This is a genomic window from Paenibacillus sp. 1011MAR3C5 (genome assembly GCF_003591485.1).
GTDB lineage: Bacteria > Bacillota > Bacilli > Paenibacillales > Paenibacillaceae > Pristimantibacillus.
This window is the reverse complement of record NZ_QZCF01000001.1, coordinates 137,180-151,656: the sequence shown is the minus strand read 5'-3', so window position 1 is coordinate 151,656 and position 14,477 is coordinate 137,180. Positions and strand designations below refer to the sequence as shown.

The window sequence follows — 14,477 nt, the reverse complement described above, 5'->3', positions numbered from 1 at the left end:
TCTTGAAATGTACCTCGATACTAAAAAGAGTGCTGCGAATCCCCTTCGCAGCACTCTTCCTACTCACAAGCAACCCCATCGTCATCCCGATCCAGCTTCCGGCTGTAGCCGGGTTCGCCTTCATGTAGCGGAGCTTTGCCGGCTGCTCTGACAGCGGCACAGTTGGCGTATACAATAACCTCATCCATTATTTCTTCAACTTGAAGCTCCTCTATTATAGGTGTCTCCACTGGAGCATCCGACGGCTTAGCAGTCACGGGATGATTAGGGAACAGCACCTTCGGCTTATCCACGATAAACAACACTTTTGCTCCGTTCGGATAGCTTGACAGCTGGTGTCCAACCCAGCTCCCGGCCCCGCGGTTATCGCTTGAATCTATGTACGCGACACTAGCTCCTTTTCCGCCTTCCTCGCACATGGCCATCGGCCACTCGTCCCTGTCATAGCCATCTCTTGTATCAATCCCGGCAAGCGATAGCTTGCGATTGGCTTCAGCCCCGTCCCGATCAATCGTACAAATGCTGGAGTAGCCTTGCTCGATCGCCCCATGAATATGGAGAGCAGTCTCCGGATATTTGTCGCTAGGGAATACCAACTCGTATTCATACTCCGTTGATAGAAGCGTCTTGGTTTCATACCCTCCGCAAGAAGTAAGCAACAGGACCATGATGAATGAGAATATGATGATTTTTTTCAAAACTTCGACTAGCCCCTTTCAAAGTAATCAGCTTTTAGCTTACCTCATAAATCGCAAATTGGCGATATTTGAAAATAGGTCACTCCGCTTATCATTCTTTTATCCTATGAAAATACGCTTCTCTTCTCCCTGTTCAGACAAAAAGAGACAAATATACCTATTTGCCATATAATAATAGGATGTCCATTTATCCAATTGCTGGAGGAGAGTGTACAATGCGAAGCAAGTCGATGAAGAGTCTAGCGATCATGATCGCATTCCTGGTATTGTTATCTGTTTTGCCGCTAACAGCGGCGGCCGTGCAGCCAGTTTCCGCTGGACAGGCCACAAAACTGACAGCAGCTGAGGTTCTTGCCAATCAAAAAAAGCTGTCTTCAAACCAATATCATTATATGACAATCAAAAATAACGGTTCTGTTGTCGTGTGGGGTGATTCGTTTAATGGTGAGCCAAAGACGCCTGCTAACGTGCGTGAGGCGGTGGCGTTAACCTCATCTGGCAAGATGGCTTTTGCCTTGAAGAAGAACGGCTCGATTGTCCAATGGGGCAGCGGGGATATTCTGCAAAGCATACACGCAGGAATCGATCCAGCGAAGGTGAAGGATGCTGCAGCCATATCTGCAAGTGCCGGCACGCTGCTAATCGTACATAAGAACGGAAAAGTATCCTATCACCGCTACCGCAATGATGGGGGCAGCCCGCTGACGGCAATCCCGAAGGGTTTGGCGGGCGTGGCAGATATTTCTGGCGGCGCTTATCATGCACTGGCGCTGAAGAAGAACGGAACCGTGATCGCCTGGGGCAAGGATTACAGAGGCAATACCAAGGTTCCGAAAGAAGTCTCGAACGCCATTGCTATTGCAGCTGGTTCGCAGGTGTCTGCGGCGCTAACCAAAGACGGAAGGGCAATTGCCTGGGGCAGCGGCTTCGAGAAGACAGAGCTTCAAACAGCGCCTTACCGGGATATCGTTGGTATTGAAGCGGGATTTGACGAGATTTACCTGCTGCGGGCTGATGGCTCTATTGCCGTTTGGAAAGAGGGCAAAGTTTCACTGCTTCCGGATATGCCAAAGCTCGCTGCTATGGTAGCCGACGGGGAAGCGGGTGCCCTTGGCTTGACGAAGGAAGGTCAATTGGTCCAATGGCCTTCTGCTTCTTATGGCGGTTTTGTCCCGGCACAAGCGGCTTCTTCGATCTCATCCGTTGCCATGAATGATACGGAGTATGTAGCGGTTCGTAATGATGGGACGCTAACGCAATGGTCAAAGTTCAGTTCGCCCCAGTTGAAAAAGATCCCTGCTGCTGCAAAGGATATGGTGTCCGTCTCCGTGTCCAGAAGCCAACATGCGCTTGCAATGAAAAAGGATGGAACGGTAATAGCCTGGGGCAACAACAATAATGGGGAAGCGACCGTTCCGTCTGGACTTCGGAATGTAACGGCAGTAGCTGCAGGGTATGAGTATTCCTTAGCGCTCAGCCAGGATGGGAAAGTTACGGGTTGGGGAAGCAATCGTCTAGGCTTTATCGAAGTGCCAGAAGATCTTGATGATGTTGTTGCGATAGCTGCTGGAGTTCCTAATCTGGCCTTGAAGAAGGACGGAACGGTCGTTGCTTGGGGGTATAAAGCTAATATGATGCCTGCCCAAACAGCAAAAGCAACTGCTATTGCGAGCGGTGGATCGTATGCGGCAATTCTAAATGAGGATGTGTCCGTTACGGTTTGGGATGAGTTTGGACATTCTGTACGAATTGATTCATTAAAGAATGAAAAAGTGAAGCCAGCGGCCATCAGCTTCGGCGCTCATTCCGAAGCGTTATGGGTACTGATGGACAATGGAACTGCTATTGCTTTCGACGCATACACAGGCAAGGAATTGAACAGATACGACCAGACGGCATTCCGTCAAGTTTCAGGCGATATCGGGGTGTTAGCGAACGGGGACGTCATCGTACTTGATCCGTATGAACGCAATGACAATACCCAATTGAAGAATGTAAAGAGCGCGACATTCCTGTACAAAAATAATGAGCTAAGCTTTATAGTTAGCAAAGATAAGCGGATTTCCGTTCAAGGAAACAGCTACATCATGGCTGATGCTCCCGAGCGGGCAGAAGGCTTGAAGAAATATGTATTTTCGAGCATGCATGCATTGGTGTTGAAGGATAACGGTACGGTTGAAGCTTGGGGAGGTTATTCTGGCACTGATATGGCAGGCAATCGTATAAAAAATCCTGAAGCAACAGTGCCTAACGGATTAAAAGACGTTATTGATATTGCTGCTGGCCCAGACTTCTCGCTTGCTTTGAAGAAGGACGGTACGCTAAAAGCATGGGGATGGAGCGGATCGTCCGTGCTCAAAGTTCCTGCCACTGTCAAAAATGCCACAGCGATTGCAGCCGGCCAATCCTATGCAGCAGCGCTTCGCAAGGACGGCACGGTTGTTGAATGGGGAGATCTTGCGGGGCGTACAGCAATGCCAAAAGGCCTTAAAAATGTAAAAGCGATTGCCATTGCCGGTCAAAATACGATGGCATTGAAAAAGGACGGGACAGTAGCCTGCTGGGGCGATGATTGCAAAACACCGGCCAATATCAAAAATGCCATGTCGGTTACGGGAGCCGATGGACATTTCGTCATTTATAGCTCAGATGGCGCGATTATCGACTTTGACACGAGAACGGGAGTGGACCGCTTCTACCACCCGGCCAAAATCCAAAATGTCGATCGTATCTTTGCGCTGAAAGGTGCAACCTATGTGCTCAAGAAGGATGGTACATCTGTCGTATGGGGAGATAGGCTTCCATTCCATATCCAGTTATAATAGAAGTGAGAGTTAAGGGATGGAGGCTGGAAGACATTGATTATGCTACCGGACAACGATTGGCAAGGACATTTGAGCGATGAGCTGTCCAAACCCTATATGCAGAAACTGCTAGAGAAGATAGAAGCTCAGTACCAGGAAGAAGCGATTTATCCGCCAAAAGAACATTTATTTGCTGCACTCCAGTTTACACCGCTTGCGAATACGAAGGTTGTCATTCTGGGACAAGATCCTTATCATGGCCCTGGACAGGCCCATGGCTTAAGCTTCTCCGTCCAGAAGGGTGTGAAGCTGCCGCCTTCGCTGCGCAATATTTATAAGGAACTGGCTGAGGATTTGGGCTGCGCCATACCGATCCATGGCAATCTGGAGTCTTGGGCACGCCAAGGCGTGTTGCTGCTGAATACTGTACTAACAGTACAGGACGGGAAGCCGGCTTCCCATAAGAAGCTGGGATGGGAGACGTTCACGGACAAAATCATCGAGTTGCTCAATGAGCGGGAGCAGCCGACCTTATTCGTATTATGGGGCAAGCATGCACAGGATAAGGCAAAATCGATTGATACGAATAAACATGGCATTATTTCTTCCGTACATCCGAGCCCGTTGGCAGCGCGAAATGGTTTCTTTGGAAGCAAGCCGTTTTCTAAAGCAAATGTGTTTCTTGCGGAAAGAGGCATCCAGCCTGTAGATTGGCAAATACCGGATGAATGACAAAAAGTGCCGCTCTCTAAACCAGGTTTAGGGAGCGGCACTTTAATGTGTTAAACTATTTGTTCACAATGGCTTCGCTGCTAGACGAAGAGCTTCCTTCTGATTGTGCGGGAAGGACGGGCTTGAATGCTGCATCAACATAAGTCGATACTTTCACTTCGGTAATCACTTGCGGATACATTTTGTCCGGGTCCGGAAGGATAGGCTCTGTGTGGATAATCGCTTGCTCACCATCGAATTGGATCGAAGCAATACGCAGGCCGTAGCCCGGATGCGGCATTTGAGCCGTGATGGTTACTTTATTAATGGAATCATTGACAGCTTCAACCGAAAGCTTTTGTTCAAATTCAGGAAGCTCAGGCTGTGGCTCGATTGGCTTGGTTTCAGCAACGAATTTCAAGCCGTCATGCAGCCAAGCAGCAGCTTCGCCGCGTGTAATCGGCTGTGTCGGGTAGAAGTTGTTGTCTTTGTCGACGGATGCGATTTTACTGATGAGCAGCTTTTGGATACTGTTCATATAAGCGCCGTTCACATCGGCTTCGTCATTAATGAGCATGAAGATTTCGATGAAGGCGTAGTCGCCTTTCGTCATCATCGCTTGGAACAGGTGATGGGCGAATTGCTCTTTGGTAATCGGATCGTTGGCCTTCACATCTTTTGGTATCTCAAGTCCATGGGCCTGTGCAACAATGAATGCATGGGAGTACCAAGCATCGTCGCTCAAATTCGAGAAAAAGTCGCTTGCTTTTGGTTCCTTAATAAAATCAAAAAGGTCGAGATTGAGATCCAAGCCTTTTACCAGCATGGAAATACCGGATGCGTAAGTAAGCTTGTCGCCGGGTTTGAATTGGTCGTTGGCAACCCCGCTTAAGATTCCTTTCTCCTTTAGCGCCTTGATTTTGTCTCCATAAGGATTATTGGCTACATCGGAGAATGCCATCACGGTTTGTCCTAGCGTAAAGATCAGGATGACTGTAAGGGCCATGATTAACAACGGTTTCTTCTTCATGTGCTCACCTCGTTTTGTATTTGCAGCTGCATATTCTTTGACGGAAGCTTTGACCAATAGGTTGCAAGGTATTCCTCTACAGGTAAATTTTTTTGAAAATCAGATGCCCAAAATGTTGACCTTCGCCCGTATATTTGTTATATAATATCTTTTCGCTAACGTGATTAGCTCAGCGAGAGCACTACATCTGGTTTCACCTGCTAAGTTTATTTTTCAAGAAAAAATTATCCATAATGAATATAAAACCAAAAAAGACATTCGCAAAACGAGTGTCTTTCTTAACTTTTCAATGGAAAATAAAAAAAGAGAAGACCATTGTCTTCTCGCATTGATTGTTTATGGTAGGACGGATGGGGATCGAACCCATGACCCTTACCCTGTCAAGATAATGCTCTCCCTCTGAGCTACCGTCCTTCAACGAAAATTATCATATCATACAACTTAACTTAAAATCAAGTGTTTGTATAACATTTGTTAAGGCTATAAAATAAACTATATGGGAGGTAAGCTATGTATCTTTTTTCAAAGAAAATTAAATGTCTCAACTGCAATCAAAATTTTCGAGGTGTTAACGAAAGAGGGAAGCGCAAGTACATTTGTTCTGGGTATCATAATTACCGTAGCTGCGTTAGATGGAAAGTGGAAGAGGAATGGCTGCTAGAACTTATTCATAATCATTTTATAATTGATATGTATAAGGATATAGGGATTATCGGTGGTAGAGGAAGCAGTAAAGATAACAAAGATACAGTTGTAGCAGAAGAGCTGATAGATAGGATAGAGAGTATTAGGGTTAGTCCCGTATATGAAGAGTTGACCATCTACTTTAAAGACGGTACAAAAACATTTATGTCGAAAAACAGACAAACATATTGGACTGATGAATAAAAAAATCCTCTCTCAAGTAAGATCTGAAAAAATATCAATTTAGGATGACATTATTTTCTCTTGAGGGAGGCTAAGATTAGTTATTTCACTTGTTTAGGATGACATTTTTCAGTGTTTTTCCTTTAAATCCACATGCTTTCCTAGCCATATTAGTATCTCGTTTATAACTATTTATGCTAAGCTGATCATAAAAAACACTAAATTATAAATTGGAACAGAAAACTAAAATATCAATTTATTGCGATGCAGAACAGTAATTAATCGATAAAAATCATATGAGCCACCTTCAGGTGTATCCACCAAGCCAGCTTTAACCGCTGTTTCAACTGCTTCCTTAGCGAACTCAGGGATCTGCGGCATTTTATCTCTTTCTTGAAGGGATTTAATGGTTGAATGTAGTGTAGTAATGATTTTTGTTTGTTTCTCAACAATATCTTTTAGATTATTGAAAGCTGTTTTCTCTTCTATTGTCATCGGTTGACTCTCCTTAATTGTACATTCATCATACTCATTTATTACATCCTCAATAAATTGAGCTTTACTGATATTCATTATCTTTAATGCATTTTTAAATGGATCAGTTTTACGTGATGGATCCAATTCATTGTGACCGCATATATTCTTTTTAGGATCGATATTATATTTAAAACATAAATATGCATGATACCAAACATATCTCTTATACGATTCTTTATTATTTATTGAGCCTTTTGTATATGAATAACAAAGCTCAACACCGGCAGCAATATCATTTGCATTTCCGCCAAATAGCCTGTTATCTTCAGTTATATTATACAAAACATGCCACGCTTTTTCTGGTTGTCCAGTTGTAAGTGGGATGCATTCAATAATATCTTTATCATCAATAAAGGTATGTGCGGATGCTTCTTTTTCATTATTAGACCTTTCATAGTATGTCACGTTCCCTAAGGCCGTACTTCCATCATTACCAGTATCATGCGACACTATGAATTTAACAGAAGGCATACAGATACCAGATCGTCTTTTTGTTTTTTTTGTTAAAAGTTTTTGCTTAACTTCGTACTTCATCAAAAAAGCCATTGGTTCACCTTCATTTCAATTTACTAATTTGTTTTCTCTCTTTTATTCATTGCTTTTCTTTTCGTCGTAAGATGATCTATCTTTTAAGATAGCGATAAACTTCTTTAATTGTGCAGGAAATGGAATTTCCATTCTTGAAAAGTTTTCAGAGATAGAGATAAACTCATTAATTAACCAAAAATAAATTACACCTGTCATTACCCAATTTAGATCGAAAGCCAAATCTATACGATGAGAAAGAAAGACGATCATGATCATAAAGAATTTCTTCACTCCACCAATGAAATTCTTTTTACTATTAATCGCTGTTAGTGTTTTCTTTTCAATGACTGAAGCGGTCACCCCTGTAATCCAGTCAAATGCCATGGCAAGAAATAGAACTTCTAAAATGCCTGTAAATGTTCCAAACATATAAGTTCCAATCCCTCCCACAACGCCGTAAAATGTGATCTCTTTAGTTGTCCAAAAGTTTATATAGGCTCCTAGTTGCAAATTTTCTCCTCCTAGCATTTAGAAAAAAAAGAGTGCCTCTATAGACACTCTTACATTTTCATACAACGCTTGATTTTGATAGAATTACTTGAAAAACTCATCGGTAAATGTACCGGCAACACTTGAAACTTTATAGTTACCTGTTGCCCTGAAAACTAAGCAATCGTATTTCGTATCCTTAGAGACTCCGCCAATGTAACATTCTACTTTGGCATTAGATAATCTTAGCCGAGCATTAATCTCATCCACTAATTCGGATTTTCGTCGCACATCGTCCCACTTGTAGGGTTTAGATGGAAGTGCGATTGTATAAGATGTTGAATCTTCAAGGTTTATTACAATGCCATTATTGGCCGAAGTAACGGTGGCAGTTTTCACATCTTTATTTCCCCAAATCCTCAGATATGTATCGGTGTAGAATGACATAATATCCGCTCCTTTAATTTTTTCAATATAAATAAGCAATATCCCGCATTTCTTATAAATTGCAGGATATTGCTGTAAACACCTATCTTGACTCTCAATAAAATTCAGAAGCTCCTGAAGTTATAGATTACAGTATGAAGTAGTACGCTCCGCTGTCTTCTCCTTTAACTGTAAGGAATATATCTAAGTCACTTGCATCCAATTGTCTAATTTGATATGTCAATTCAAGTTCATCTTCACCGATTGCCCTAGGATAGAAGTAGCCTGACAGTTCTGGTTTGCTAACCACGAACGTTGCATCAATCTCGTTAGCGTATTTAATATCAAAGGACATATCCAAATTGCTATGCTGGTAAACCAAGAATGTAGCATCAAGATATTCTTTCTCTTTGACTACAAATGTTACGTCTTTTAGGTCAATCGTATGGATGTCAAAAGTCATTTCTAAGTCTGGATTCGATACAGTAATTACAGAGTCAAGATAATCGTAGTTAGGAACTTCAATTGTCGAACTCAAATCACCATGGTCAATCGCCCTAACTTTGAATCCAAGCTCAATCTTCCCTCTTGTGACAGTAAGGAATGAAACAAAATCCTCTTTTTCTTCGCCTTTAACTTCAATGGTGATAGGCATTGAAATGTTAGGGTCAACCGCAATCATACCATCAATTTCTGGTCTGCTTACGCTAATATAAGACTTAAACTCTTCATTCTTCTTTGCAATAACTGCAATGGTTATATCTTTATCATCTTCGTCTCGAAGTGCTATCCTAAACGTTACGTTTTGGTCTGGTTTGCTAATCGCAATCAAGGAATCCAAATCTTCTTCCAATGGAACCTCTGCTCTGTGAACATACAACGTTGCCTCACGCTCATCAAATCCATAATCACTATGAACTTCAAACGTTGCGTTTATGTCAGAGTAACCTTTACCAATAATGAACATTGTAGATTCAATTTCACTTCTGCCTGCACTGTAGACTTGATCTGATATATAATTAATGTTTAATACAGGAGGACGACTACTTTCTCTTGTATAGAAGCTAGTAGAATAACCGTTGTTCGACCTTATCAGGAAACCAAAGTTTTTAATATCCCCATTGAACCAATGCATGAAAGTCTCTTTAATGTCAAATTCAATATAACGCTTATCTTTGTTGATTGTAAATTTGTCTGTTATTAGCTCACTTGGAAGTGGTTTATTCGCATGTGTAATGCCACGCTCCTGCCAATTTTGATTTGGCAAACAAAGCTCTATATTAACAGTGTCATAAAAGTCGCCTGTGTAATATAACCTCAGACTCGCTTCTTCAAGTATAGCCAAGTCCATTAGGTTTTTGGAAACATCTCCGAATTTAACAAAGGATTCGAGATAGTCTTCTCCAAGGTCAGCATCAAAAATTCTGCCAATCATCATTTTTTGAGAATCGCCATAGTTCAGTGTTCTCAAGTCTTCTCTGCTACGAGTTGTTGAATCTTCAACGCTCGAAATCAATTGATTTACTCTTGGTGCTGGCAGCAGTTCAAATCTGCCGAACATTCTGTTATTGGGTCTGATTTCCAACGTGGACTCCAAATAAGAAGAGCCAACAACTTCAAATGTAGCTTCAATATCGTCGCTATCTCTGTACTTTACATCGAAGGTGCTATTCAAATCTGCTTCTCTGCGTACCTTTACAGATAACTCCATGTCCAAATCACTGTTGTCTCTTGTTGCAACAACGAATGACGTTTCTATATCTGAATCATCAACCGCATATAGCTTAAAAACACCCTCAATTTTATTTGAGAGTGTCCTGACCGCAAAAATAGCTTCTAAGTCGTACTCATATTCATCGTCCATGGTTGTCCACTTCCAATCTCATTGTATTGAGACTAAATCACCCTGTCTGCATTCAATCTTATTTCAAACTCTCCATTAGCATTTGGTGATGCAGTCAGTTTGGTGCTAATCCTTACGTAAAAAGGAATCTCTTCGTTTATATCCAAAACGTCTGGATATAGCAATTCGGAATGTGATTCAAACGGAGAGTGCTCTTTTGACATTTCAATTGCTACATCACTATCAGCATAACTTGCTGTCAGTTGAACATTTTTTACTGGATAACCAATATTATTTTTTAAGATAACCTTTTGGTCTAATGTTGTCTGTCCAGCAATAATTTCACCAAAATCAAGATATTTCAACACTTCACCAAAAGCTGTGGTAAAGAAGTTGCCCATTTCATCTGTAAACACCAATCCTGAGTGTGTACCTATAAAGGTCGAACTCCATGAATCAACTTCTCCCCAATAGTCTTTAAATTCTACGATTATGGAATTTTGCTCCCCAAATTTGATTCGCTTATCATCAACTACAACATTCAGTTGGAATGGGGAAGGTAGAAGCCTAGTGAACTCACCATTCACAGGGAAATAGGGGTCGCCATTAAGAAGGATTCGATATTGAACTTTACCTTTATCTTCGTCATCAAGAACACCTTGCACTTTATTTCCGGCGAATATAATATTGATTGTTGCTTTTGTGTTTAAGATATAGAAGGCTAAGTCTGAGAATTTCACATCATCAACATAGGCAGTACCTTTGTAACTTACCTCTGTAATCTTCTCATTTTCATCAGTCCATGCTCTTTCTTCGATGTAGTAGCCAATCCTGAATTCGCCATCAACCATACGATTAATTTCGGACTCAGGAATGCTCATCAAGTCATTTGCACTCATGCCATATCTTCTAACTAATGATTTATTGGTCAAGTCAGCATCTTTCCCCTCCTTCCAATAGTTGTTCCTAAATGATTTCCACGACAATCCTCCATCAAATGATAGGAAGAATCTAATCAAACTGGCATCTGCATTAGAAGATTCGATAGTTGCGACAAAAGATTCAATGTCAATATATCTCTCAATAGTATTTTCATTAAATAAAACTTGTCCTATAGGTAACGCGTTGATTCCAACTGTTGGTTTAACCTTGTCATCTTCCACCCACGTTACAATGTCGAAATCGCCAAGTTCATCTAAAGGACTATAGTTAGCTTCAATCTCCAAAGTTGGAGAACTTACCTCAGTATCATCGGTGTAATATAATACATCTAACTTATCAATGCCTGACAGGTAGTCTTCAAGCATAAATGGCTCTGTCTCTAACAAAATACTCGATTCTGTTTTGTTAGCATCATCAGTAAATTCGATAATTTGAATCTGCTTTCCATCCCATTCTTGTGACAATGTAAATGGTTCAGTTTCAACATTAAATAATACCTCTGTTTTATCCTGATTTGATGTGAATGCATTAATTTCAATTTCGCCAATCAATTGACTCCAAGCTGTCTCTGGAATCAAAGACAACTCATAATCAGACATTCCAGAATTAAAGTCAGTTTCAGTGGGGTTGGAAATTGTAACAGTTACCCAACTTAAAAGGTTTGAGTTCCACTTCTTCCAACCATTATTGTAAACAAGTACCCGATATTCATCATATGGACTGAATCCCGCAGGGATAGGATACTGAAAAGAATTAATAGAAAATCTACCTGTAGCAGTTATAGTTCCACTAGTACTACCTCTGCTTATAAATGCATAAAACTGCGAACCTGTTAATAAATGAGTAATTTGACCCTGTGAAACTCCATTTTTGAAGTACTCGATAGTTTTCGCGTCAACATCAAAGGCAACTCCAATTACATCTCCTACTGTAAATGTACTTCCATATGGAGTGCCACTAGTAGAACTGCCAGTGAACCCATAAAGTCGACCTTCATTTCCATAATATACTCCCGACTGTTGAAAAACCCAAGTAGCATTTGTTGGCGCTATCTCGTTAGCGATTCCGATCGATAGAATTCGGGGGCCACTATCATGAATAACTTCAAAGTAATATTTTCCAGTTGTCTTTCCACTAGTTGCAAACACCCCCTCTCTTCCAGATATAGTTGCTGTTATGTTGCCATTGGAAAGTGTAACATTAGCACCTTTTTTATTGGGATTCCAGTTAGCCATTCCCCCAACTCCTTTTCTTATCTAAATGAAACGATCATTCTATACTCATATTTTTTATGGGTATAGGTTCAGTGTTTATAGATTGTTTAAAAACTCGTCCTGCACCTATTTCGATATTCGTTTGAGAAACAAAACTTTTATCTTTAAAAAAACCAATAAAATTAATACTCGTTGCAATGAATCCATGTTTAATAAAGTTATTTTCGGATGCGCTAGAGACATTGATCAGAACATTCTTCCCATTCTCTTCACTTAGGGAGTATATACTACTATTAGAAGAAATCAAGAATTTATTGTATGGTTCTCTCAGTTCTCCTGTAGCATCTATATCTATAGCATCTAAGCCTATCCATTTACTCGCTTCCTTTAGTTCAATAGTTACAGTATGGAATTTATTCGATAGACCTGTCTTCTCATATACAAGTGTTTGGTTTTGTGATGAAGACCGATAGGCACTATAGGTTTCAGTTACGCCATCTATAGTAATAGAGATCACAGATGACCTATTGGTAAATCCCTCATCTATTATACGAATCATAGTTCCTTTAAACGAAAACTCAATCTTATTTCCCACTACATTTGCTCCTGTCAACTCGCCGCTACTGTAACCAACATTGGCATAACTATTCCAAGTTCCAGTGAATTTAATGTTAGAGTCCTTATTGTCATACCTTTTCCATCCTGCTTCTGGCGCAGTTAATTGCTCACCTATTACTCTCGGAGGGGCTAGGAGTTCGCTGCTTTCACTGAAATCAAAAGCATCAATATCCAAAAAAGAACCACTCTTCTTTTGAATTACAACTGTATGTTCGCTTTCAGAAAGGCTTGTATTTTCGTACACTAGTCCTTGATACGTCCCTCCTGTGCCTGCCGCTAAACTATAACCTGAGTAAGTATATCCTACACCATCTATCGTTATAGAAGCATCCCCTCTGTCTTGGTTCATATAGGATAAAATCCTTATACTTGTTCCTCGGAACTTCAAAACTAACTTACTATCATTAGAGCTAGTCCAACTTCTTGTTGAATTGTAAAATGACCCTGTATCGTGCGTCCAAGTTCCTATATACTTAAAATTAGCGTTAGTATTGTCATACCTCTTCCATCCTGTTTCTGGTGAGGTTAATGGTTGTCCTATTGTAGCCACACTCTCACTCCCCTATCTCAATAAAATGTCTCTTCCATTTACAGTTTGATTGAATTGATTCTAAATTTATTTAAGTCAACAGTATGTGTGAATGTTTTTCCAGAACCTAACGTTGTGCTATTTCTCTTTTTCTGTAAAATATCTATAAACATTACATCCGTTTTCTGTGTTTGAAGGTTTAAACCATAGTTTAAAAAATCACTTTCTACTACACTATCCCTGATAGAAATCAGTGTTGCTCCACCTTTAAACATTTCCACTTCATTTATGTTTAAGTAATTTCCACCATTTATAGCAGTTATATTGATTCGATATTTCTTGAACTTTCTTGTGTTTCTAACAGAGAATGTTCTTTTCTCTTTTGGACCCCACGCTATCTCATTCACTCTTGTTTCCAGTACTTTCCAATTAATTCCATCCAAAGAACCTTCAAAAGTCCAATCTCTTGGTGCTAGATTCACCCAGGATGCGCTATAATGTGCGGTAATTGTATATGTGTCAATACATATGGATTCGGGGAATTCATATGCTAACCAACCTGTTTTAACACCTTCGTTCGTAGTCCAGCCATTTCCATCTGTGTCTATCCTGTCAAATGACATGTATGGCTCCCATCCAACCCTAGTAGTGCTTGCGCTTACCACGCCACTTGGAACTGTGTTGCTAGTCATTTTTGGTATTGCATTAACTGTCTGATTAGGATTTGATTCAATTGAAAATGCTGTGTTAGGTTCAGAAAAAAATAGTATATTATGGTCAAATCCGATTCCTAAACCACCATTCACATCTACATCAATCGCGTCTATATAGAGAACACCGCCACTGACATTTGTTATAATTGCTGTATGATTTCCAATTGAAAGCCCTGTTTTCTCATAAACCAAGGCTTGGTATACAAGAGTGGACGCTGTGCTAATTGTTTCAGCTACACCATCAATTTCAATCCTAACATTTGAAGCACAATCATGATTTGTTGCAGATATTAAGCGAAATCCACTTCCATAAAAGGGTATTGTAACCATTCCATTTGCATTTCTAGTATAATAGGACATTGCTTTATAAAAATTTGCACCAGACCAGCTTACCCAAGTGCTGTCGTATACAATATTACCATCATCATCATCAAATCTTTGCCATCCACTCTCAGGAGCAGTTAAAGAAGAACCTAATGTTGCCATCATCCCACATCCAATCTTATTGTCATAAAAAAGAAAAGAAGT

General features: G+C 40.6%; 12 protein-coding genes, 1 tRNA gene and 1 pseudogene. 3 read left to right on the top strand and 11 right to left on the bottom strand.

Annotation, left to right across the window (positions count from 1 at the left end):
• Positions 1-59 precede the first annotated feature (59 nt).
• Together D3P07_RS27345 and D3P07_RS27340 are read right to left on the bottom strand one after the other, a co-directional pair.
• Positions 60-188, bottom strand: coding sequence for an excalibur calcium-binding domain-containing protein (locus D3P07_RS27345; protein WP_259391346.1), 129 nt, complete (start codon positions 186-188; stop codon positions 60-62).
• 102 nt (positions 189-290) lie between these two features.
• A pseudogene (locus tag D3P07_RS27340) lies at positions 291-668 on the bottom strand (excalibur calcium-binding domain-containing protein); the annotation flags it as partial.
• 245 nt (positions 669-913) lie between these two features.
• Between D3P07_RS27340 and D3P07_RS00735 the strand changes: the two are divergent.
• Complete coding sequence (locus D3P07_RS00735; RefSeq protein WP_182914122.1) at positions 914-3,520, top strand: RCC1 domain-containing protein; 2,607 nt, start codon at positions 914-916, stop codon at positions 3,518-3,520.
• Between the two features lie 36 nt (positions 3,521-3,556).
• A complete protein-coding gene (locus tag D3P07_RS00730) occupies positions 3,557-4,234 on the top strand; it encodes a uracil-DNA glycosylase (RefSeq protein ID WP_397334502.1) in 678 nt (225 codons plus the stop codon).
• Positions 4,235-4,289: 55 nt separating this feature from the next.
• Here the strand turns inward: D3P07_RS00730 and D3P07_RS00725 are convergent, their stop codons facing one another.
• Together D3P07_RS00725 and D3P07_RS00720 are read right to left on the bottom strand one after the other, a co-directional pair.
• Positions 4,290-5,243, bottom strand: a complete 954-nt coding sequence (locus D3P07_RS00725; RefSeq protein ID WP_119798189.1) for an S-layer homology domain-containing protein — start codon at positions 5,241-5,243, stop codon at positions 4,290-4,292.
• A gap of 339 nt (positions 5,244-5,582) precedes the next feature.
• Positions 5,583-5,657: transfer RNA gene (locus D3P07_RS00720), tRNA-Val, on the bottom strand.
• Positions 5,658-5,753: 96 nt separating this feature from the next.
• Between D3P07_RS00720 and D3P07_RS00715 the strand changes: the two genes are divergently transcribed.
• Complete coding sequence (locus D3P07_RS00715) at positions 5,754-6,131, top strand: recombinase zinc ribbon domain-containing protein (RefSeq protein WP_119798188.1); 378 nt, start codon at positions 5,754-5,756, stop codon at positions 6,129-6,131.
• Positions 6,132-6,353: 222 nt separating this feature from the next.
• On the opposite strand, the gene D3P07_RS00710 is transcribed toward D3P07_RS00715, so the two are convergent.
• From D3P07_RS00710 to D3P07_RS00680, 7 genes are all read right to left on the bottom strand, one after another.
• Entirely contained in the window at positions 6,354-7,193 is an 840-nt protein-coding gene (locus D3P07_RS00710) for a peptidoglycan recognition protein family protein (RefSeq protein ID WP_119798187.1), read from the bottom strand.
• 42 nt (positions 7,194-7,235) lie between these two features.
• Positions 7,236-7,685, bottom strand: coding sequence for a phage holin family protein (locus D3P07_RS00705; protein ID WP_182914121.1), 450 nt, complete (start codon positions 7,683-7,685; stop codon positions 7,236-7,238).
• A gap of 84 nt (positions 7,686-7,769) precedes the next feature.
• Positions 7,770-8,111, bottom strand: a complete 342-nt coding sequence (locus D3P07_RS00700) for a hypothetical protein (protein ID WP_119798185.1) — start codon at positions 8,109-8,111, stop codon at positions 7,770-7,772.
• A gap of 127 nt (positions 8,112-8,238) precedes the next feature.
• Positions 8,239-9,954 (bottom strand): DNRLRE domain-containing protein, encoded by a 1,716-nt coding sequence (locus D3P07_RS00695; protein ID WP_119798184.1) that lies wholly within the window; start codon positions 9,952-9,954, stop codon positions 8,239-8,241.
• Positions 9,955-9,986: 32 nt separating this feature from the next.
• Positions 9,987-12,110, bottom strand: coding sequence for an SPRY domain-containing protein (locus tag D3P07_RS00690; protein WP_119798183.1), 2,124 nt, complete (start codon positions 12,108-12,110; stop codon positions 9,987-9,989).
• Between the two features lie 34 nt (positions 12,111-12,144).
• The gene (locus tag D3P07_RS00685; RefSeq protein WP_147384461.1) at positions 12,145-13,257 is read right to left on the bottom strand and encodes a hypothetical protein; all 1,113 of its coding nucleotides are present in this window, start codon (positions 13,255-13,257) and stop codon (positions 12,145-12,147) included.
• A 38-nt stretch (positions 13,258-13,295) separates the two neighbouring features.
• Entirely contained in the window at positions 13,296-14,438 is a 1,143-nt protein-coding gene (locus tag D3P07_RS00680; protein ID WP_147384460.1) for a discoidin/SUN/FTP domain-containing protein, read from the bottom strand.
• Positions 14,439-14,477 lie beyond the last annotated feature (39 nt).